19 protein-coding genes are annotated in these 20,400 nt (G+C 66.9%); 7 read left to right on the forward strand and 12 right to left on the reverse strand.

From position 1 onward, the window contains the following. Nucleotides 1-51: 51 nt before the first annotated feature. From pcaC to ACCQ01_RS20455, 8 genes are all read right to left on the reverse strand, one after another. A complete protein-coding gene (pcaC, locus tag ACCQ01_RS20420; RefSeq protein WP_103700881.1) occupies nt 52-465 on the reverse strand; it encodes a 4-carboxymuconolactone decarboxylase in 414 nt (137 codons plus the stop codon). A 27-nt stretch (nt 466-492) separates the two neighbouring features. Further along, nucleotides 493-1,275 (reverse strand): 3-oxoadipate enol-lactonase, encoded by a 783-nt coding sequence (gene pcaD / locus ACCQ01_RS20425; protein WP_040940445.1) that lies wholly within the window; start codon nt 1,273-1,275, stop codon nt 493-495. A gap of 9 nt (nt 1,276-1,284) precedes the next feature. Then, nucleotides 1,285-2,637, reverse strand: a complete 1,353-nt coding sequence (locus tag ACCQ01_RS20430; protein ID WP_487247914.1) for a 3-carboxy-cis,cis-muconate cycloisomerase — start codon at nt 2,635-2,637, stop codon at nt 1,285-1,287. Between the two features lie 233 nt (nt 2,638-2,870). Next, a complete protein-coding gene (gene pcaG, locus ACCQ01_RS20435) occupies nt 2,871-3,434 on the reverse strand; it encodes a protocatechuate 3,4-dioxygenase subunit alpha (protein WP_228433075.1) in 564 nt (187 codons plus the stop codon). A gap of 4 nt (nt 3,435-3,438) precedes the next feature. Then, nucleotides 3,439-4,170, reverse strand: a complete 732-nt coding sequence (gene pcaH / locus ACCQ01_RS20440; protein ID WP_040942205.1) for a protocatechuate 3,4-dioxygenase subunit beta — start codon at nt 4,168-4,170, stop codon at nt 3,439-3,441. A 78-nt stretch (nt 4,171-4,248) separates the two neighbouring features. Then, nucleotides 4,249-5,457: a 3-oxoadipyl-CoA thiolase gene (pcaF, locus tag ACCQ01_RS20445; RefSeq protein ID WP_228433074.1), complete on the reverse strand. Its 1,209-nt coding sequence runs from the start codon at nt 5,455-5,457 to the stop codon at nt 4,249-4,251. Beyond that, nucleotides 5,454-6,242, reverse strand: coding sequence for a CoA-transferase subunit beta (locus ACCQ01_RS20450; protein WP_042597505.1), 789 nt, complete (start codon nt 6,240-6,242; stop codon nt 5,454-5,456). Before ACCQ01_RS20450 ends, pcaF begins: the two co-directional genes overlap by 4 nt. Beyond that, nucleotides 6,239-7,102 (reverse strand): CoA transferase subunit A, encoded by an 864-nt coding sequence (locus tag ACCQ01_RS20455; protein WP_012437130.1) that lies wholly within the window; start codon nt 7,100-7,102, stop codon nt 6,239-6,241. Before ACCQ01_RS20455 ends, ACCQ01_RS20450 begins: the two co-directional genes overlap by 4 nt. A 253-nt stretch (nt 7,103-7,355) precedes the next feature. Here ACCQ01_RS20455 and ACCQ01_RS20460 point away from each other — a divergent pair, with 253 nt between their 5' ends. From ACCQ01_RS20460 to glpK, 6 genes are all read left to right on the forward strand, one after another. After that, nucleotides 7,356-8,432, forward strand: coding sequence for an aromatic ring-hydroxylating dioxygenase subunit alpha (locus ACCQ01_RS20460; RefSeq protein ID WP_014509300.1), 1,077 nt, complete (start codon nt 7,356-7,358; stop codon nt 8,430-8,432). Nucleotides 8,433-8,591: 159 nt separating this feature from the next. Continuing rightward, the gene (locus ACCQ01_RS20465; protein ID WP_228433073.1) at nt 8,592-9,575 is read left to right on the forward strand and encodes a PDR/VanB family oxidoreductase; all 984 of its coding nucleotides are present in this window, start codon (nt 8,592-8,594) and stop codon (nt 9,573-9,575) included. A 235-nt stretch (nt 9,576-9,810) separates the two neighbouring features. Further along, nucleotides 9,811-10,632, forward strand: coding sequence for a DeoR/GlpR family DNA-binding transcription regulator (locus ACCQ01_RS20470; protein ID WP_012437127.1), 822 nt, complete (start codon nt 9,811-9,813; stop codon nt 10,630-10,632). A 348-nt stretch (nt 10,633-10,980) separates the two neighbouring features. Continuing rightward, nucleotides 10,981-12,507 (forward strand): glycerol-3-phosphate dehydrogenase, encoded by a 1,527-nt coding sequence (glpD, locus tag ACCQ01_RS20475; RefSeq protein ID WP_228433072.1) that lies wholly within the window; start codon nt 10,981-10,983, stop codon nt 12,505-12,507. A 224-nt stretch (nt 12,508-12,731) separates the two neighbouring features. After that, nucleotides 12,732-13,556 carry an MIP/aquaporin family protein gene (locus tag ACCQ01_RS20480; protein WP_011035613.1) on the forward strand — a complete coding sequence of 275 codons (825 nt, stop codon included), beginning with the start codon at nt 12,732-12,734 and terminating at the stop codon, nt 13,554-13,556. Between the two features lie 67 nt (nt 13,557-13,623). Continuing rightward, nucleotides 13,624-15,123: a glycerol kinase GlpK gene (glpK, locus tag ACCQ01_RS20485; protein ID WP_076053336.1), complete on the forward strand. Its 1,500-nt coding sequence runs from the start codon at nt 13,624-13,626 to the stop codon at nt 15,121-15,123. Between the two features lie 49 nt (nt 15,124-15,172). Here the strand turns inward: glpK and ACCQ01_RS20490 are convergent, their stop codons facing one another. Next, a complete protein-coding gene (locus ACCQ01_RS20490; protein WP_014509305.1) occupies nt 15,173-15,685 on the reverse strand; it encodes a nuclear transport factor 2 family protein in 513 nt (170 codons plus the stop codon). Between the two features lie 216 nt (nt 15,686-15,901). Continuing rightward, complete coding sequence (gene pobA, locus ACCQ01_RS20495) at nt 15,902-17,086, reverse strand: 4-hydroxybenzoate 3-monooxygenase (RefSeq protein WP_228433071.1); 1,185 nt, start codon at nt 17,084-17,086, stop codon at nt 15,902-15,904. A gap of 92 nt (nt 17,087-17,178) precedes the next feature. On the opposite strand from pobA, the gene ACCQ01_RS20500 reads away from it, so the two are divergent. Continuing rightward, nucleotides 17,179-18,075, forward strand: coding sequence for a helix-turn-helix domain-containing protein (locus ACCQ01_RS20500; RefSeq protein WP_228433070.1), 897 nt, complete (start codon nt 17,179-17,181; stop codon nt 18,073-18,075). Nucleotides 18,076-18,102: 27 nt separating this feature from the next. On the opposite strand, the gene ACCQ01_RS20505 is transcribed toward ACCQ01_RS20500, so the two are convergent. Together ACCQ01_RS20505 and ACCQ01_RS20510 are read right to left on the reverse strand one after the other, a co-directional pair. Continuing rightward, nucleotides 18,103-19,584, reverse strand: coding sequence for a benzaldehyde dehydrogenase (locus ACCQ01_RS20505; RefSeq protein ID WP_228433069.1), 1,482 nt, complete (start codon nt 19,582-19,584; stop codon nt 18,103-18,105). A gap of 36 nt (nt 19,585-19,620) precedes the next feature. After that, a complete protein-coding gene (locus ACCQ01_RS20510) occupies nt 19,621-20,388 on the reverse strand; it encodes a coniferyl-alcohol dehydrogenase (RefSeq protein ID WP_011035607.1) in 768 nt (255 codons plus the stop codon). Nucleotides 20,389-20,400 lie beyond the last annotated feature (12 nt).

A 20,400-nucleotide genomic window follows, 5' to 3' on the forward strand; every position in this document is an offset into this window, starting at 1 on the left:
TACGCGTGCATGGTGTGCCGTGCCATCCGCGCTCGCGGTCGTGCCGATCCGCTAACCGTCGGCTGCCGGCTCGCTCGGCTCACCTTCAGCCGCCTGTGCTTCCAGGATCGGTTGCGCTAACGCGAAGGCGTGGTTGGCCGCTGGCACGCCGCAGTAGATCGCCGCCTGCAGCAGCACTTCCTTGATCTGCGCGGCAGTGACGCCGTTGTTGCGCGCGGCGCGCACGTGCAGCTTGAATTCCTCATCACACCCCAACGCCACCATCATCGCCAGGGTCAGCAGCGAGCGGGTGTGGGCGGGCAGGCCGTCGCGGGTCCAGATGGTGCCCCAGGCGTGGCGGGTGATCATGTCCTGGAACTCGCCGGTGAACTCGGTGCGCGCGGCCAGCGCGCGGTCGACATGTGCATCGCCCAGCACGCGCCGGCGCTCGCGCAGGCCGGCCTGGTACCGTTCGTCTTCGTGCATCGGGTGTCCTTGCAGTTGGGGGAAAGCTCACTCGGCCTGGAGAAAACCCAGCAGCACGTCGTTGAACGCTGCGGGCGATTCCAGGTTGCAGATGTGGCGACCGGGCACCTGCGCGTACTGGCCGTCGGGCACCGCATAGGCGATGTCGCGCAGGTCGGTGGGCGGGCAGACCGGATCGTCGTCGCCGGCGATGGCCAGCAATGGCACCTCCAGGGCGTCCAGTGCGCCACGGAAATCGGCATCGGCTACTGCCTGGCAACAGGCGATGTAGCCGTCGGGGGAGGTGGATACGAACGCGGCGGCGATCATGTCCAGACGCTGCGCATGCGACAGGGCGAAGTGCGGGGTGAACCAGCGCTGCAACGTGGCGTCGATCAACACCGGCAAGCCGTCGTGGCGCACCTGCTCGATCCGTGTGGCCCAGGTGTCGGCGCTGCCGATCTTCTGCGCTGTGGCGCAGACCACCAGCCGCCGCAATCGCTGCGGCACGTTGAGGCCGAGCCATTGGCCGGTGAGCCCGCCGATCGAGAGCCCGCAAAAATCACTGCGCGCAATCTGCAGCGCATCCCAAAGCGCAATCACATCCTGGCCCAGGTCGGCCACGCTGTAGGGGCCGGGCGGCGATTCGGAGTAGCCGTGACCACGGCGGTCGTAGCGCAGGATGCGGTAGTGCGGCGCAAGCGCCTCCAGCTGCACGTCCCACATGTGCAGATCGGTGCCAAGCGAGTTGCAGAAGGTCAGCCAGGGGCGCCCTTCGGTGCCATCCAGGCGGTAATGCAGGCGATGTGTCGGCAACTGGAGAAATGCCATGGGCCACCGTCAGGGGGAAGGTGAAGCGGCCAGGACGCGGTCGATCCAGACCGACGCCATGCCACGCCAGCTGTCGGGCGCGAAGATCGCCTCCAGTTGTGCCGGCGAGAGCATTGCCTGCACGTGAGGATCGTCGGCCAGCTCCTCGCGCAGATGACGCCCTGCCGACTGCGCACGCGCCACGGCATGTTCGACCAGCGTATGCGCCTGCGATTTGCCCAGCTGCGGCGCCAGTGCGAACACCGCGGCCTCCGCGTAGAGCACGCCACCGTGGCTGTGCAGATGCGTCTGCATGCGCGTGCGGTCGAGCTCCAGCCCGGCCAGGCAGGCCTGCATCTGCGCCAGGCTGCCGGCGGTCAGGCGCACGATCTCCGGTAGCGTTTCCCATTCGGCATGCCACTGCCCGGCCGCGCGCTCGTGCGGCTGCGCCATCGTGGCGAACAAGGTGGCCACCAACCCGGGCACGCGCGCGGCCGCGGCCACCGCCACCACACCGGCCACCGGGTTGCGCTTGTGCGGCATCGCCGAGGAGCCGCCCTTGCCCGCCGCCGCCGGCTCGAACGCCTCACCCACTTCCGATTGCATCAGCAGCACCACATCGCCGCCGATCTTGCCCAAGCTGCCGGCCAGCAACGCGAAGGCGCACCCCACCTCCACCAGGCGGTCGCGCGCGGTGTGCCAGGGCAACGCCGGCAGCGGCAACTGCAGCGCCTGCGCCAGGGCCTGCGCCACCTCCAGCCCACGCGTTTCCAGCGCGGCCAGGGTGCCGGCGGCGCCGCCGAATTGCAGCACCAAGGCTTCGGTGCGCGCGGTATGCAGGCGGCGGCGTGCGCGCTGCAAGGCATCCAGCCAGCCGGCGGCCTTGAGCCCGAAGGTCACGGGTACCGCCTGCTGCAACAGGGTGCGACCCGGCAGCCCGGTGGCGCGCTCGCGTGCGGCCAGCGTCGCCAGGCAGGCGCACAGTGCGTCCAGGCGCGGCAGCAGCAGGTCGAAGGCCGCGCGCAGCTGCAGCACGCTGCCGGTATCGATCACGTCCTGGCTGGTGGCGCCCCAATGCACCCAGCGCGCGGCATCGGCATCGTGCGCGGCTACCTGCCGGGTCAGTTCCTTGATCAACGGAATGGCAGGGTTACCGGCAAGCGCGGTGGCCTGCGCCAATGCGCCCAGGTCGTAGTGCGCTGCGTGGCACTGCGCGGCAATGACCTGCGCGGCCGCCTGCGGAATCACCCCGCATTGCGCCTGCGCCTGGGCCAGCGCGGACTCGAAGTCCAGCATCGCCTGCACGCGCGCGGCATCGTCGAACACTTCATCGCACGCGGGGTCGCCAAACAGGCCGCCCAGCAGGGAAAACGTTGCACTCATGCATTGCATCTCTTGGCGTGGCCGGAGCATGGCACCGATGTGCACAGGTGCCAACCATGCGCGTGCCGGACGCGCGGCTCGCGTGAGCGGCGGTGGCGCACCGGCACCTCGCTTGCGCGGGCGCGATGCCACGCCGATGACGCGACCTGGAGGCTGTGGTTGCATGGGCCAACCACCTGGCGACCTGTGCAAACAACTACCTCGTCAGGCACGCGTTTCAGTGCACGCGCCCATCAGTAACTGAAGAACACCGTCTCGGCATCGCCCTGCATGTGGATGTCCCACACGTAGTCGCCGGCGCTGCGCGCGCGGGCCAGCAATGTGCCACGCCGTTCGGGCGGCACCAATGCAAGGATGGGGTCATCGCTCAGTTGTGGGTCGTCGGCGAAGTACAGCCGCGTTGCCACGCCGCGCAACAGCCCGCGCATGAACACGAGTACGACCAGATGCGCCGCCTGCGGCTGCCCGTTCGGGCCGGCCACCGGGCCTGGCCGGATGGTGGTGAGCCGGTAGCGGCCCTGTGCATCGGTGGGCACGCGGCCCCAGCCATCGAAACTGGGGTCGTGCGCGGCGCAGCGCGGATCGTGCGCATGGGCATAGATGCCGGCGGCATCGGCCTGCCACAGCTCCAGCACCGCATCGCTCACCGGCATGCCGGCCCCATCGAACACGCATCCGCTGATCTGCACCTGCGTGCCGGCCGCGTGCTCCGGTGCGATCTGTGCGCGATACAAGGGCTCTAGCCCCAGCCGGTAGTACGGGCCAACCGTTTGCGACGGCGTTGCATGCAGGCTCATTGGCTCACTCCCAGACGGTTTGCTTGCGGCCGCGCAGCACGATGTCGAACCGATAGGCCAGCGCGTATTCGCTCACCGCGTGCTCCCAATCGAAACTGGACACCATGCGTTCGCGTGCCAGCGGGTCGTCCACGCAGTTGTAGATCGGGTCGTGCGCGAGCAACGGATCACCGGGGAAATACATCTGCGTGATCAGGCGTTGGCCGATGCCATCGCCATGCAGCGAGAAATGGATATGCGCCGGCCGCCAAGCGTTGTAGTGGTTGCGCCACGGATAGGCACCTGGCTTGATGGTCTTGAAGGCGTAGCGCCCGTGCGCGTCGGTCAGCACCTGGCCGGTGCCGCGAAAGTTGGGATCAAGCGGCGCATCGTGGCGGTCGCCCTCGTGTTGGTAGCGCCCGGCCGCATTGCATTGCCAGACTTCCACCACGCTATTGCGGACCGGCGCGCCGTTTTCGTCGAGCACACGGCCTGAAACGATGATGCGCTCGCCCAATGGCTCACCAGCAAAGCCGGCGGTGAGGTCGGCCGCATGCGCGCCCAGGGTGATCTGCGAAGGCCGTGGCCCGGTGACTTCCGACAGCGTGACCGGCATGGCGATCGGTGCACGCGTGGGCGCACGCAACGCGGTGGACGCATACGGCGCATGCAGGTAGGCAGGCTGCGTGCCGGCGCGGGGGCGCCGATAGCCGAGCAGGACATCGCCGGGCGGCGTATCAGGGGGAAGGTCGTGCATCGGCATCTCCGTCAGACGCAGGTGTGAGGGTGATCGATGAAGTGGGCATGCAACGGCGCGGGCGCGAGATCATGGCGCTCAAACACGCTCGATCGCCAGCGCTACGCCCTGGCCGACGCCAATACACATGCTGGCCAGCCCGCGGCGGCCGTTGCAGGCGTCGAGTTGACGCAGCAGCGTCAGTGCGAGCCGTGCACCGCTCATGCCCAGCGGGTGGCCCAGCGCAATCGCACCGCCATTGGCGTTGACGTGCGCGGCATCGTCGGCCAAGCCGAATGCGCGCGTGCAGGCCAGCGCCTGCGCGGCGAAGGCTTCGTTGAATTCGATCGCGTCGAACTGGGCGATCTGCAGCCCCAGCCGCGCCAGCAGGCGTTGCGTGGCCGGGATCGGGCCGATGCCCATGTAGGTTGGCTCCACGCCTGCCGAAGCAAACCCCAGCACCCGCGCGCGCGGCGTAAGCCCATGCAGGTGCAGCGCGCGCGCCGAGGCCAGCAACAGGCTGGCGGCACCGTCATTGAGGCCGGCCGCATTGCCGGCCGTGACCGTGCCCGGCTGGCGAAACACCGGCTTGAGCCGGGCCAGGGCCTCGGCACTGGCATCGGCCCGCGGATGTTCGTCGCGCATCACTTGCACGCCCTCGCCGCCCTTGCGCCCGGCCACCGCCACTGCGGTGATCTCGTCGTCGAAGAAGCCGGCGGCCTGCGCGGCGGCGGTGCGCTGCTGGCTGCGCAGGGCAAACGCATCCTGGTCGTCGCGGCTGATGGCGTAGCGCTGCGCGACGTTCTCGGCGGTCTCGCCCATCAGCTCCACGCCGTAGGTCGCTTCCAGGCGCGGATTGATGAAGCGCCAGCCCATCGTGGTGTCGTGCAGGTGCTGGGTCCGCGCGAACGCCGATTCCGCCTTGCCCATCACCCACGGCGCGCGCGACATCGATTCCACGCCGCCAGCCACTGCCAGCTCCAGTTCGCCGGCACGGATGCCGCGTGCGGCAATGCCCACCGCTTCCAGCCCCGAGCCGCACAGGCGATTCACCGTGCTGCCCGGCACCGAACTGGGCAAGCCAGCCAGCAACACACTCATCCGCGCGACATTGCGGTTGTCTTCGCCGGCCTGGTTGGCGCAGCCCAGGTAGACATCGTCGATGGCCGCCGGGTCCAGCTGCGGATGCCGCGCCAGCAACGCGGCGATCGGCACCGCGCCCAGGTCGTCGGCGCGCACGCTGGACAGTGCGCAGCCGTAACGGCCGATCGGCGTGCGAATGCCATCCACCAGATACACCTCGCTCATGCCTCGGCTCCCGCCGATTGCGTTCCGTGGGCTGCTGCGGTGCGTGCCTGCAATGCACGCAAGGCGTGCAACTCGGTGGCGGTGGGTGCGGCAGTTTCGGTCAGCGTTGCGGCAAAGCGCACCGCCCAGCCGGTGGCCGCGCTGACCTGCGCCTGGGTCACGCCAGGATGCAGCGCGGTCACGGTGAGCTCGCGGCTGACCGGGTCGGGTTCCATCACGCATAGATCGGTAACCACCACGGTGGGGCCGGCACCGGGCAGGCCGGCGCGGGTGCGCGCATCACCGCCGTCCAGATGACCGACGGTGGTGATGAAGTCCAGGGTCTGCACGAAGCTGCGCGTGGACTGCCGCATGATGATGAACACCTGCTTGGCGCTGGTGGCGATTTCCGGCGCGCCGCCGGCACCGGGCAGGCGCGTCTTCGGCGCAGCGTAGGGGCCGATCACGGTGGTGTTGAGGTTGGCATGGCGATCGATCTGCGCCGCGCCCAGGAACCCTACATCCACCCGCCCGCCTTGCAGCCAATAGCGAAAGATCTCCGGGGTGGAGACCACGGTGTCGGCGGTCTCGGCCAGTTCGCCATCGCCGATCGACAGCGGCAACACCTGCGGGCGCGCACCGATCGGGCCGGATTCGTAGATCAACGTCACCTCCGGTGCATGCGTCAGACGCGCCAGGTTTGCCGCGGTGGAGGGCAGGCCGATGCCGACGAAACACACCGCGCCATCGGGCAGGCGACGTGCTGCCGCCACGGTCATCATTTCGTTGGTGCTGTAGTCGCTCATGCCGCCTCCGCGTGCTGGCTGCCGGCATACACGCGCTGGAACCCGGCAAAGTCGTCGGTGTCCAGGATATGGGCCTGGATCCACGCCTGGAACCGCGCGCGATCGCGGGCGATGGCATCCCACGCCAGATAGAAGCGGTTGTCGCGCGCGGAGTAGCCATGCGCATACGACGGCGCGGCGCCCCCGGGCACCACGCAGACCGCACTCACCACCCAGCGCGGCAGGATGCAGGCATTGGGCGGCGCATCGAGTGTGTCGACGATCTCCTCCACCGTCACGATCACCTTGCGCGCGGCCAGCGCGGCCTCTTTCTGCACGCCCAGAATGCCCCACAGCAACACATTGCCGCGGCGGTCGGCCTGCTGCGCGTGGATCACGGTGACATCCGGATTGACCGCCGGCGAAGTGGCCAGGGTCTGCCCGGTGTAGGGGCATTGCAGGAAACGGATGCTGTCGTTGACCTTGGGCAGGTCCGAGCCCACATAGCCGCGCAGCACCGCGAATGGCAGGCCCGACGCGCCGGCCACATACGCGTTGGCCATGTCTGCGTGGCTGTGTTCGCGCAGTTGCAGCGGCGCGGGCCAGCCATGTTCCACCGCATCGCGCAGCCGGTGCAGCGAGCCCACGCCAGGATTGCCGCCCCAGGAAAAGCGCAGCGCCGACGCGCAGCCGGCGCCGATCAGCTGGTCGTAGATCAGGTCCGGGGTCATCCGCACCAGCCGCAGGTTGCGTTTGCGCTGGCGGATCACCTCGTGGCCGGCGGCGTGCGGGATCAGGTGGGTAAAGCCTTCCATTGCCACGCAATCGCCATCGGCGATCAGCTGTGCCACGGCCTCGGACAGGGAAACGATGTCGGCCATTCCAGACTCCTGCACACCACGGTGTCGCCACGGTAGGCCCCGGTTTGCGCGCCGGTCAATCCGATTATCGAAATTTTCATTCGATAATCGCACATAAATACCGGCCGCTTGTGCCGCCAACATTGTCTCCGGTGTATACATAACTTCGCCCGCAAGCGGACGCCAGCGCGGCAGTGCGCGTCAACTTCGGGTTGGGCGCAGTGCCTTGCGCCAGTCCTTACCCAGGTTGCCCAGAAGCCCAGGAGTCACGGTCATGTCACAGTCCAAGCCGCTGTTCCCCCTCAACGCGTGGTACGCCGTCGCCTGGGACCACGAGGTCAAGCACGCGCTCACCCCGCGCAAGCTCTGCAACCTGGACGTGGTGCTCTACCGCACCACCGCCGGGGCCGTGGTGGCGTTGGAAGATGCCTGCTGGCACCGGCTGGTGCCGTTGTCGATGGGCAAGCTGCGCGGCGACGACGTGGTGTGCGGCTACCACGGGCTGGTCTACAACGCGCAGGGCCGCTGCGTGCACATGCCCTCGCAGGAAACCATCAACCCCTCGGCCTGCGTACGCGGCTTTCCTGTGGCCGAAAAGCACCGCTACGTGTGGGTGTGGCCGGGCGACCCGGCGCAGGCCGATGTGGCGCTGATCCCGGACCTGCACTGGTCGCACGATCCGGCCTGGGCCGGCGACGGCCGCACCATCCATGCCAAATGCGATTACCGGCTGGTGCTGGACAACCTGATGGACCTCACCCACGAAACCTTCGTGCATGGCTCGAGCATCGGCCAGGACGAAGTGGCCGAAGCGCCGTTCGAGGTGGTGCACGGCGACCGCACGGTGACCGTGTCGCGCTGGATGCACAACATCGACCCGCCGCCGTTCTGGGCCGGCCAGATCGCGCGGCACCTGAACTACCACGGCAAGGTGGACCGCTGGCAGATCATCCATTTCGAAGCACCGGGCACCATCGCCATCGATGTCGGCGTGGCCATCACCGGCACCGGCGCGCCGCAGGGTGACCGCAGCCAGGGCGTCAACGGGTTCGTGCTCAACACCATCACCCCGGAAACCGACACCACCTGCCATTACTTCTGGGCGTTCATGCGCAACTACGCGCTGCATGACCAGTCATTGACCACGCTCACGCGCGAAGGCGTCACCGGCGTATTCGGCGAAGACGAAGCCGTGCTGGAAGCCCAGCAACGCGCGATCGACGCGCATCCGGACCACGCGTTCTACAACCTCAACGTGGACGCCGGCGGCATGTGGGCGCGGCGCGTCATCGACCGCCTGATCGCGCGCGAACAGCGCGCCGGCGACCTGTCCCTGCGCATGGTGGGGTGATGGCCATGCGCGATGCATCAACATTTCTGCACGCTGCGTGCATGCGCCCTGCCGTGTGGCCAGGCGCTCCGCGTGCCTCTGCAGCGGATCAACGTCGCGCGTGCGCCGAGCATGGGCTAGACGCAGCCTGCATATCGCGATCGAAGCAAGGAGATCAGCATGCGTAAAGACACCCATTGGCACCACGCCCGCGTGGTGAGTGTTGCCGATGCCTGCCAGGGCGTGCGCGAGATCGTGCTCGACCCGGGCGCGAACACGCGCAGTTTCGAGGTGGGCAGCCATCTGGATTTCCGCCTGCAGCTGCAGGGGCGCGAGGATGTGCGGTCCTATTCGCTGGTGGGCGAGCCCCGCGCCGATGGCTATTACCAGGTGGCGGTGCGGCAGATGCCCGAAAGCCGCGGCGGCTCGCGGCATATGTGGACCTTGGCACCGGGCGACGTGGTGGAAATTTCGCCACCGAGCAATAACTTCGCGCTGGATGAAGCAGGCGAGGAAATCCTGCTGATTGCCGGCGGTATCGGCGTGACGCCCATCGTGGGCATGGCGCAGCGGCTGGCGCGCCGGCATGAGGCGTTCCGCATGCTGTACGTGGGCCGCGCACGCGACACCATGGCCTATGTGGAGACGCTGGAGGCGCTGCTCGGCGCACGCCTGCAACTACATTGCGACGACCAGGCCGGCCCGCTGGATCTGGCTGCGGAACTGGCCACCTTGTCGCCCAATGCCGAGGTCTATGTCTGCGGGCCGCTGGGCATGCTCGAAGCAGTGCGCCAGCAGTGGCACGCCGCCGGCCGGCCGCGTGCGCGCCTGCATTTCGAGACCTTCGGCAACAGCGGGCGGGTGCCGGCACAGGCCTTCGTGGTCAAGTTGCCTGGACTGGGCATGGAAGTGCAGGTGGCCGAGAACGTATCGATGCTCGACGCCATGGCCGACGCCGGCGTGGAGCTGATTGCCGAATGCCGACGCGGCGAATGCGGGTTGTGCGCGGTGGACGTGCTCGACACGGCGGCCGACATCGACCACCGCGACGTGTTCTTCAGCGATGTGCAGCGCAGCGAGAACCGCAAGCTGTGCGCGTGCGTGTCACGTGCGGTGGGCGGCAGCATCAGCATCGATACCGGCTACCGCGCGAGCTCCGGCTGAGCGCGCGGGCATCGTGCTTGGGGTGAGCCGTTGCGACCACCAACGCGGCGTGTGAGCGACAGACCCCCTCGCCTTTCGGGGCAGTCATAGTCGAACCGTTTCGCCACCGCACACCATCCATCGACTGGCCGGTGGTGCGTATGGCACGCAGTGATCGCAGTGGCCAGGCGGCCACTGCCGTGGTCGGTCTGGCCCAGCGCGGCGCGGCCATGCTCGTGCTTGCATCCTCACGCGCATGGGCGATGATCTGCGCATGGAGTCGACTCATTACAGGACCGTGCCGGCGCCGGCACTCAATCCGCGCCAGGAGCAGTTGGTGGCCTTGGTGCGCCAACAGGGCTTTGCCGATGTCGAAGGGTTGGCGACGCGCTTTGAGGTCACGCCGCAGACCATTCGCCGCGACCTGACCTTGCTCTGCGATGCCGGCGTGCTGCGCCGGTATCACGGCGGCGTCAGCATGCCGTCCAGCGTGGAGAACCTGGCGTATGCGGCGCGCAAGGCGCTGCAGGCGCGCGAGAAGCAGCAGATCGCCACGCAGGTGGCGCGCTTCATTCCCGACGACGCCTCGCTGTTCATCAATCTCGGCACCACCAACGAGGAAGTGGCGCGTGCTTTGCTGCAGCACCGCGGCCTGCGCGTGATCACCAACAACCTCAACGTGGCGGTAATGCTCAGCGCCAATCCCAGCTTCGAGGTGATCGTGGCCGGCGGCGTGGTGCGTGGCCGGGACCAGGGCGTCACCGGCGAGGCGACGGTGGAGCTCATCCGCCAGTTCAAGGTGGACTTCGGGGTGATCGGCATTTCCGGGATCGACCTGGACGGCACGCTGCTGGATTTCGATTACCAGGAAGTGCGCGTGGCCCAGGCGATCATCGAGCATTCGCGGCAGGTGCTGCTGGCCGCCGACCACAGCAAGTTCGGCCGCAACGCGATGGTGCGGCTGGGGGCGATTGCGCAGGTGCACGACTGGTTCACCGACCGGCCGCCGCCGGAGGAGCTGCGCACGGTGCTGGCCGAGGCTGGCACACGCGTGCATCTGGCCGGCGTCGCGGGCTGACTCCCGCGCTTGAGGGCTGGGCGGCCGGAGCCGCAGGGCTTGCGCTGGCGGTCCAGCAGGCGGCTGATGTACGTGGTGCTGTTCGGCATGCAGCGGGGCTCGGGCCGGGGTTACCGACCAAGCCTGGATAATGTTCGTTTGTGTGCGATTGCGGCGATCTGCGGCACACGCGCCATCCATCCATCGCCAAGATCTATCGAAATACGCAGATCAATAGTCAAAATGTTGCCAAAAGCCGCAGATCAGCAACATACACCTCTTCACGCCTACGCAAGGTGCTATGTTCGAATATGTTCGAACATGACAACTTAGGTTCGCTGTTGCGGGCGAGCCGGGACGGAGGCACCGATGGGCGAGACATACGATCTTCTGGTAATCGGCGGCGGCATCAACGGGGTCGGCATTGCCCGTGACGCGGCCGGGCGCGGCCTGTCGGTGTGCCTGTGCGAGCAGGACGACCTGGCCGCGCACACCAGCAGCGCCAGCACCAAGCTCATCCACGGTGGCCTGCGCTATCTGGAACAGTACGAGTTCGCATTGGTCGGCAAGGCGCTGGCCGAACGCGAGGTACTGCTGCGGCTCGCGCCGCACATCATCTGGCCGCTGCGCTTCCTGCTGCCGCATCAGCCGCATCTGCGCCCGGCCTGGATGATTCGCGCCGGGCTGTTCCTTTACGACCATCTTGGCGGCAGCAAGCGCAGCCTACCGCGCTCGCGCCGGCTGTCGCTGCGCACCCATCCGGTTGGCCAGCCGCTGCAGGAGTCGCTGCGCACCGGCTTCGTGTATTCCGACGCCTGGGTGCAGGACGCGCGGTTGGTGGTGCTCAACGCGATGGACGCGGCCAAGCGTGGCGCCCAGATCCATACGCGTACGCGTTGCGTCGGCGCCTGGCGCGATGCCGGGTTCTGGTACGCGGAGCTGGAAGGCCGCGACGGCCGCCGCCGCACCGTGCAGGCGCGTGCGCTGGCCAATGCGGCTGGTCCGTGGGCGGTGTCGTTCCTGGACAAGGTGGCCGCCGTGCCGCACCAGCATGCGCTGCGCCTGGTCAAGGGCAGCCACATCGTGGTGCCCAAGCTGTTCGACCACGACCACGCGTACATCTTCCAGCAACCCGACCGACGCATCGTGTTTGCCATTCCCTACGAGCACGACTTCACCTTGATCGGCACCACCGACGTGGACTACGAGGCCGACCCGTCCGCACCCAAGATCGACGCGGCCGAAGTGCAGTACCTGTGCGATGCGGTGAACTTGTATTTCCAGCAGCAGATCACTCCGCAGGATGTGGTGTGGAACTACAGCGGCGTGCGTCCGCTGCTCGACGACGCCGAAGACAACGCCGCCGAAGTGACCCGCGACTATCAGCTGGAAGTGCTCACCGACGGCGCACCATTGCTCAACGTGTTCGGCGGCAAGCTCACCACCTACCGCAAGCTCGCCGAAGAGGCGGTCGACCGGCTGACCCAGGCCCTGGGCGCGCGCAAGCCGGCGTGGACCGCGCGTGGCGAGGCCCTGCCCGGCGGCGAACAACGCGACATCGCCAGCCTGCTGGAGCGTGTGCGCACTGCGCGTCCCTGGCTGCCGGCGGCCACCGCACAGCGGCTGGTGCGCAACTACGGTACCTGTGCCGAGCAGCTGCTTGGCGATGCGCAAGACACGGCTGCACTCGGCCAGCATTTTGGTGCGGACCTCTACCAGGCCGAGGTGGATTACCTGTGCGCTCGCGAATGGGCGCAGACCGCCGACGACATCCTGTGGCGCCGCAGCAAACTGGGCCTGCGTGTGGATGCCGAGGGGCGCGCGCGCCTGGAGGCGTATCTGCAGACGCAGCCCGCTGCGCACGCCGACGCGCAGACGCACGCGGTGCCAGCGTGACAGCGTGACAGCGTGACAGCGTGACAGCGTGACAGCGTGACAGCGTGACTGACGTTGCCAACGAGGAAGGGTCGTTGGCAACGTATCCTGGCGCGCGCGCCGCGCATCATCATGGATATTTCGTGGAGGGCAATTGAGATGAGCACAACCAGACACACTTGCGCGTCGCCAGACGCGTCGCAACACCGCCATGGCCATGCACCGCGCAGCGCGCAAGGCCGCCCATGAGCCGTCAACTTGTTGGTGAGTTGATCTCCGAAGCGGTGGCGATGTTCATCATCATCGCGCTGGGCGATTCGGTCGCGGCGATGTACATCCTCTACGACCCCAGCCCGTATCAAAACGCCTACTGGGGCGTGTGCATTGCCTGGGGCCTGGCGGTCACGCTGGCCATCTATGTCACCGGCTCGGTGTCCGGCACACATGCCAACCCGGCGGTCACGCTGGCGCTGGCGTTGTTCCGCGATTTTTCCTGGAAAAAGGTGCTGCCGTACTGGGGCGCGCAAGTGGTCGGCGCGTTTCTTGGCGCGGCGATTGTCTACCAGCTCTACGGGCCGGTGATCGACCACTACAACCAAGTGCAGCAGCTCACCCGCGAAGCCGGCGGCGCTGCCGGGGTGTTCTTCACCGCGCCGGGCCTGGCGGTCACGCCGATGCATGCATTGGTGGACCAGATCATCATCACCGCGTTTCTGATCTTCGGCATCTTCGCCATCACCGAGCGCTTCAACGAGGCTGCGCCAACCGCCAACTCGGGCGCGTTGATGATCGGCTTGCTGGTTGCCACTCTGGGCGCCTCGATGGGCTATCTGGAAGCCTGGGCGATGAACCCGGCGCGTGACTTCGGCCCGCGCCTGTTCGCGTATTTCGCCGGCTGGGGCGAAGCCGCACTGCCGGCCAAGGACAACTACTGGTGGATCCCGATCGTCGGGCCATTGATCGGTGGCCCGCTGGGCGCCCTCGCCTACCAGTGGCTGATCCTGCCCTTCCTGCCGGCGCGGGTGTTGCACCTGCAAAAAGCCGCCACGCCGCCACTCGATCCGCCGTGATCGCACCGCTGCACTGACAGTCACGCCGTGCGCGCGGTGCGCCGGCCTTTGTTTCGAGGAATGCACGATGGAAAAGAAATACGTCCTTGCGATCGACCAGGGCACCACCAGCTCGCGCGCGATGTTGTTCGATCGCCAGGGCAAGGTGGCCGGCGTGGCGCAGCGCGAATTCGGCCAGATCTTTCCGCAGCCGGGCTGGGTGGAACACAACCCGCGCGAGATCATGACCAGCGTCTACACCACCATTACCGAGCTGCTCAACAACGCGCAGATCGACGCGCGCGAGATCTCAGGCATCGGCATCACCAACCAGCGCGAGACCGCGGTGGTATGGGACAAGGCCACCGGCCAGCCGATCTACAACGCCATCGTCTGGCAATCGCGGCAGACCAAGGACATCTGCACCCAGCTCAAGGACGCCGGCCATGAGCAGATGGTGCGCGACAAGACCGGGCTGCTGATCGATGCGTATTTTTCCGGCACCAAGGTCAAGTGGATTCTCGACCACGTGGACGGCGCACGCGAACGCGCACGCAAGGGCGAGCTCGCCTTCGGCACCATCGATAGCTGGCTGATCTGGAACCTCACCGGCGGCAAGGTGCACGTGACCGACTACACCAATGCCTCGCGCACCATGATGTACAACATCCACACCCTGGAGTGGGATGCCGAGCTGCTGGAGATGCTGGACGTGCCCGCGCAGATGCTGCCGGAGGTGCGCTCCTCCAGCGAGGTCTATGGCATGACCCAGACCCAGTATTTCTACGGCGAACAGGTGCCCATCGCCGGCATTGCCGGCGACCAGCAGGCCGCATTGTTCGGGCAAGCGTGCTTTGAACCGGGCATGGCGAAGAACACCTATGGCACCGGCTGTTTCATGCTGATGAATACCGGCGACAAGGCCGTGGCCTCCAAGGCCGGCTTGCTGACCACCATCGCCTGGGGCATCGACGGCAAGGTGGAATACGCACTGGAAGGCGCCATCTTCGTGGCTGGCTCGGTGGTGCAGTGGCTGCGCGATGGGCTGCGCATGTTCGGCAAGGCGAGTGATTCGCAAGCCTACGCGGAGCGTGCCGGCGACAACGACGGCGTGTATTTCGTCCCGGCCTTCGTGGGCCTGGGCGCACCGTACTGGCGCAGCGATATCCGCGGTGCGGTGTTCGGCCTCACCCGCGGCACCAGCAAGGAACACTTCGTGCGCGCGGCAGTGGAATCGATGGCCTACCAGACCCGCGATGTGCTCACCGCGATGCAGAGCGATTCGGGGATCGAACTGAAGGAGCTGCGCGCCGACGGTGGCGCGATCGCCAACGACTTCATGGCGCAGTTCCAGAGCGACATTCTCAACGTGCCGGTGCTGCGTCCGGAGGTGGCCGAAACCACCGCGCTGGGCGCGGCCTACCTGGCGGGCCTGGCCACCGGATTCTGGAGCAGCCGCGAAGAAATCGCCAAACAATGGGCGGTGGATCGTCGCTTCGAGCCAAACATGCCCGAAGAGCGGCGCGAACAGTTGTATGCCGGCTGGCAGCAGGCAGTGGAAGCCACCATGGGCTTCCGCATCAGCTGATCACCCTACATTGCCGGCCCGCACCTGCAGGCCGGCAACGCATCACTGGTTACTGACCGCCGGTATTGGCACGGCCGGCGATGGTGTCCGGGTCCCAATGTTCCTTGATCAGGCCTTTTTCGATGCGGAACATGTCGAACCAGGTGGTGGTGTAGGTCTTGGACGGATCACGCGGGTCAGGCAAGGTCCGCACCGATACCAGCGTAACCAGATCGCCATCGGCGGTGATCGCCACCAGCGGCAACTGCACGCGCGGCTGCACCGGGGTGGGCGGCACGAACGCGGTGAGGAAGGCGATGAACGCATCGCGGCCATTGGCCACGTTCGGGTTGTGCTGGATGTAGTTCTTGTCCATGTACATCGGCGCGTACTGCACCTGGCCGGCTTCGAACACGATGCGCCAGAAATCGTAGACCAGGCGCTTGTTGGCGGTTTCGGACCAATTGGAGCCGATCAGCAGTTTCTGGTGGTTGGGATTGGCGGTGACGGCGGTCTGCGCGAAGGCCGCCATCGGCGCCAACAGCATGACCAGCAACAGCGCGCGGGAGAACAGTTGTTTCATGGGGTACTCCTGGGTAGGGAGGCCAGCCTGCCGCTCGCATGCCATCAAGGCGGTCAGTGCCGACGATTGGGGGAATGACGCGTCCTTGCCAACGTTGCGCTCCGCACGCGTCACCGCCACCCTACCGGCCGCGCTCGTTCGCCCGCTAGACGCTTTGACGTGTACCAGGGCACTTTTTGCTTCCCTTTGATCGGCCATCGCGTTGGTGTGCGGGGCTCAATCAGGCAAGGTGACCAGCGGCAAGCCGGCATAATTTTCCGCCACGGTGGTGCGGCCAGCATCGCTTTGCAGCAGATACGCCAGCTCGGCATCACGAATGCGTGCAGTAAATGCATCTTCGCCCTCGAAGGTGTGCAGCAAACTGGTCATCCACCACGAGAAGCGCTCGGCTTTCCACACCCGCTGCAATGCCAGCATCGAATACTGCTGCAACACCGCCGCATCGCCGCGCTGATGCCAGCGCGCGAACAGCTGGGCCAGCAGGCCCACATCGGCCAGCGCCAGGTTCAAGCCCTTGGCGCCGGTCGGCGGCACGATATGCGCCGCATCGCCGGCCAGGAACAGCCGCCCGTATTGCATGGGCTCGGCAACGAAACTGCGCAGTGGCGCGATGCTCTTCTCGATCGATGCGCCGGTCACCAGCTGCTCGCCCAGCGATGCCGGCAGACGCGCGCGCAACTCCGACCAGAACGCCTGATCGTCCCACTGCGCAAGCTGCGTGCCAGTGGGCACTTGCAGGTAGTAACGGCTGCGGGTGGGCGAGCGCATCGAGCACAGCGCAAAACCATGCGCGTGCCGTGCGTAGATCAGCTCCTCATGCACCGGCGGCACATCGGCCAGCATCCCCAGCCACCCGAACGGATACACCCGCTCGAAGAGTTGCAGCCGCTCGGGCGGAATCGCCGCGCGGCTGATGCCATGGAAGCCGTCGCAGCCAACGATGTAATCGCAGGCCACGCGATGACGCTGCCCGTGCTGGGTGAATTCCACCGCCGGCTGCGCGCTGCTGATGCCGCACAGCGCCACGTCCTGCGCTTGATAGTAGCTGCGCAGCCCAACGCGCTCGCGTGCCTGCATCAGGTCGAAGGTGACCTCGGTCTGCCCATAGACAGTCACGCTGCGCCCACCTGCGCGCTGCAGGTCGATGCGTTCGCGGCGGCCGTCCACGACCAGCTCGAATCCACTGTGGCGCAGCCCTTCGCGCTGCAGGCGTGCGTCGACGCCGGCGTGCTGCAACAGCGCCACGCTGCCCTGCTCCAGCACGCCGGCGCGAATGCGTGAGAGCACGTGTTCAGGCGTCTGGCGCTCGATCAACACCGCATCGATGCCGACGTTCGCCAACAGCTGGCCCAGTAGCAGACCGGCAGGGCCGGCGCCGATGATGGCAACCTGGGTGCGCATACGGAGTTCCTTCAGCGACGATGGTTGCAGTGTCGGTAGCCATGCCGCCCGATTGAAGGGATGATTGCCGGCAGTGCTTGGACTTTTCGACGATGCCCACTCGCGTGCGTGATGTATCTGCAGCTGCAGCGGTTCCAGCGTTCGGCCTGTATGGCGAACACGGCGTGGCGGTGCCGGATCTGCTGCACTGGGAATCGATCGGTGCGCGCAGCCGGCTGCATGATTGGCGGATTGCGCCACACCGCCACGACGAACTGGCGCAGTTGCTCTATGTGCAACGTGGCCCGGCCACCGTGCATTTGGATGGCCGCACACAGCGCATCGGCGGTGCCACGGTGATCTGGTTGCCACCGATGTGCGTGCATGGCTTCAATTTCGATCCGCGGGTGCGCGGGCATATCGCCACGTTGTGCATGCCGCTGGTGCACGCCACCGTGCAGGGTGCACCTGCGTTGCGTCAGGCGTTAACGTCTCCCCAGCTACTTGCGGCTGGGCGCAGCCGCCCGTTGCTCGATCTTGTCTTTGCCAGCATTGCCGACGACCACGCACGGCAACGCATCGGCCGCGAGGCGGCGATGCAGGCAGCAGCCGCGCAACTGCTGGTCTGGTGCGCGCGCACGGCGCTGGAAAAGGCCCACGACCACGCAATCACCAGTGCACATGCCGACCCAGGCCTGCGGCATCTGCGCAGCTTCCAGGCCTTGATCGATGTGCACTACCGCGCGCATTGGTCCATTGCCCGCTATGCCGCGCAGGTAGGGCTCACGCCCGGGCATCTCAACGCGGTGTGCCAGCGCCTGGCCAACGCCTCGGCGCTGCAGTTGCTGCAACGCCGGCTCATGTTGGAAGCCCGGCGCAGCCTGCGCTATACCAGCATGAGCGTGCAGCAGGTAGCCGGCGACCTTGGATTTTTCGACGCTGCGTACTTCAGCCGGTTTTTCGCCCGGCACGCCGGCTGCTCCCCATCGCACTTCCGTGCGGCGGGGTAAGCCACCGGCCGGGCATCAGCCGCACACTCAGAACGGGTACTGCGGCACCGCGTGCTTGATCGTCAGCCACTGCCAGTGCATGTATTGCTCCCAGTCGGCCGGCCCACCCACGCTGGTGCCGTTGCCAGAGGCGCCCGTGCCACCGAATGGATTGATGACCTCATCGGCCACGGTCTGGTCGTTGATGTGCAGCAGGCCGGTGTGCAATTGCTCGCCCAGCGCCATGGCGCGCGACACCGACGCCGACATGATGCCTGCCACCAGGCCGTATTCGCCGTGGTTGGCCAGTACCGCGGCTTCTTCGTCGGTGTCGAACACCGTAATGTTGATCACCGGGCCGAACACCTCTTCATCGAACACCCGCATGCCCGGGCGCACGTTCGACAACACGGTCGCTGCATAGAACAGGCCGTCATGGGTGGCGCCGGCTTCGACCACCGCGCCGGCGTCGATGCTGTCATCGACGATGTCCAGCACGCGCTGCAGCTGGCGCTGGTCGATGATCGGACCCAGCGCCACCGTGCCGCTGACCGGGTCACCCACCGGCAGATGGCGTGCCTTGTCGGCCAGCAGTTTGGTCAGCGCGTCGGCCACACCGCGTTGCACCAGCACGCGGCCGGTGGCCATGCAGATCTGGCCTTGATGCAGGTACGCACCGAAGGCGATCGCCGATGCGGCGCGCTCCAGGTCGGCGTCGTCGAGCACGATCACTGCGTTATTGCCACCGAGTTCCAGCGCCACCTTTTTCAGGTGACGGCCGGCGAGCTCGCCGATCCGGCGCCCGGCGGCGGTGGAGCCGGTGAAGGCAATCATCGGCACGTCCGGCGCTTCGACCAGGGCCTGGCCGATGTCGGCGCCGCCGTGCAGCACGTGCAGCAGCCCCTTGGGCAGCCCGGCTTCTTCGAGCACTTGGGCGATGATCACACCACCGGTATACGGCGTGCGCGGGTCTGGTTTGAGGATCACCGCATTGCCCATGGCCAGCGCCGGTGCCACCGACCGCAGCGACAGGATCAGCGGGAAGTTGAACGGCGAGATCACCGCAATGATGCCCAGCGGCAGATGCCTGGCCAGGCTGAGCTGGCCTGCGGCGGTTGGCAGCACCTGGCCCATCGCCTGCAGCGGCAGCCCGGCCGCTTGCTGGTAGTAGGCAATCGCCTCGCCCACCTCGCGCTCGGCCTTGGGCATGATGCCGCCGGTCTCACGCGCGATCAGCAAGGTGGCCTCGGCGCGGTGCGCTTCCATCAGTTGCGCAGCGCGGTGGAACACCGCTGCACGCTCGCGCGGCGAGGTGGCTGCCCAAGCACGTTGGGCATGTTTGGCCTGCGCAATGGCGGCCTCCACATCGGATAGATCGGCCTTGCCGACCTCGTGCAACAGGCCGCCGGTGGCCGGCTCATGGATCTGCAGCGTACCGCCGCTACCGGGAACCCAGTCGCCATTGAAGATACAGCCGTGCCACGCCGGTGTGGCGGTCGTGGGTGTCGCAATGCTGGGGAGCGCATGCATGGTCGAGCCTCCTGCTGGTTGGGGGTCCAAGGGGACTTACAGAGTGGTGGATGCCAGGCCGCCATCGACCGGCAAGGTGATGCCATTGATCCAGCGCGCGGCGTCCGATGCCAGGAACACGATCGCCTCGGCCACCTCGTCGGCATACGCGGGGCGTTGCATGCGTTTGGCGTCTTCCTGCACACGCTCGGCGCCAAGCATCGCGGCAAAGTCGCCCAGGATCGGGGTGAATACTGGCCCGGGCGAGACGTTGTTGACGCGCACGCCGTGATCGGCGAACCACGGCCATGACTGCAGCAAGGTCCACACGATCAGGGCTTCCTTGAAATACTGATAGCAGGTGTCGTGCGCAACCGGGTGCGCGGCCAGCCACGCGCTGCCGTCGGCAAAACTGGCAGCGGCGGCCAGCTGCTTGTGCAGGTCCAGCCGTTGCGGCCATTCGGCGCCGAGAATCGAGGCGACGTTGATGATGGCGCCGCCACGGCTGATGCGCGGCAGCAGCGCGTGGCTGAGGTGACGCAGGCCCAGGTAGTTGACCCGCGCCACCGCCTCCAGCGGCGCGGTGCCGGGGACGCCGGCCACATTGGCCAGCGCGTCGATCCGTTCCGGCAGTGCCTGCACCAGCGCATCGATCGCAGCGGGATCGCCCAGGTCGGCCTGATGGAAGCCGTGCAGGCTCATATGCACCGGCGTGCGATCGATGCCGATCACGGTTGCGCCTTCAAAGCGCGCCAGGCGCGCCACTTCCGCACCAATGCCCGATGCCACGCCGGTCACCACGATGGTCTTGTTCAACAAGCGCATTGCCTTCTCCGA

Source organism: Xanthomonas sp. NCPPB 4037 (assembly GCF_041475695.2).
In the GTDB taxonomy this organism is placed as follows: domain Bacteria; phylum Pseudomonadota; class Gammaproteobacteria; order Xanthomonadales; family Xanthomonadaceae; genus Xanthomonas; species Xanthomonas campestris.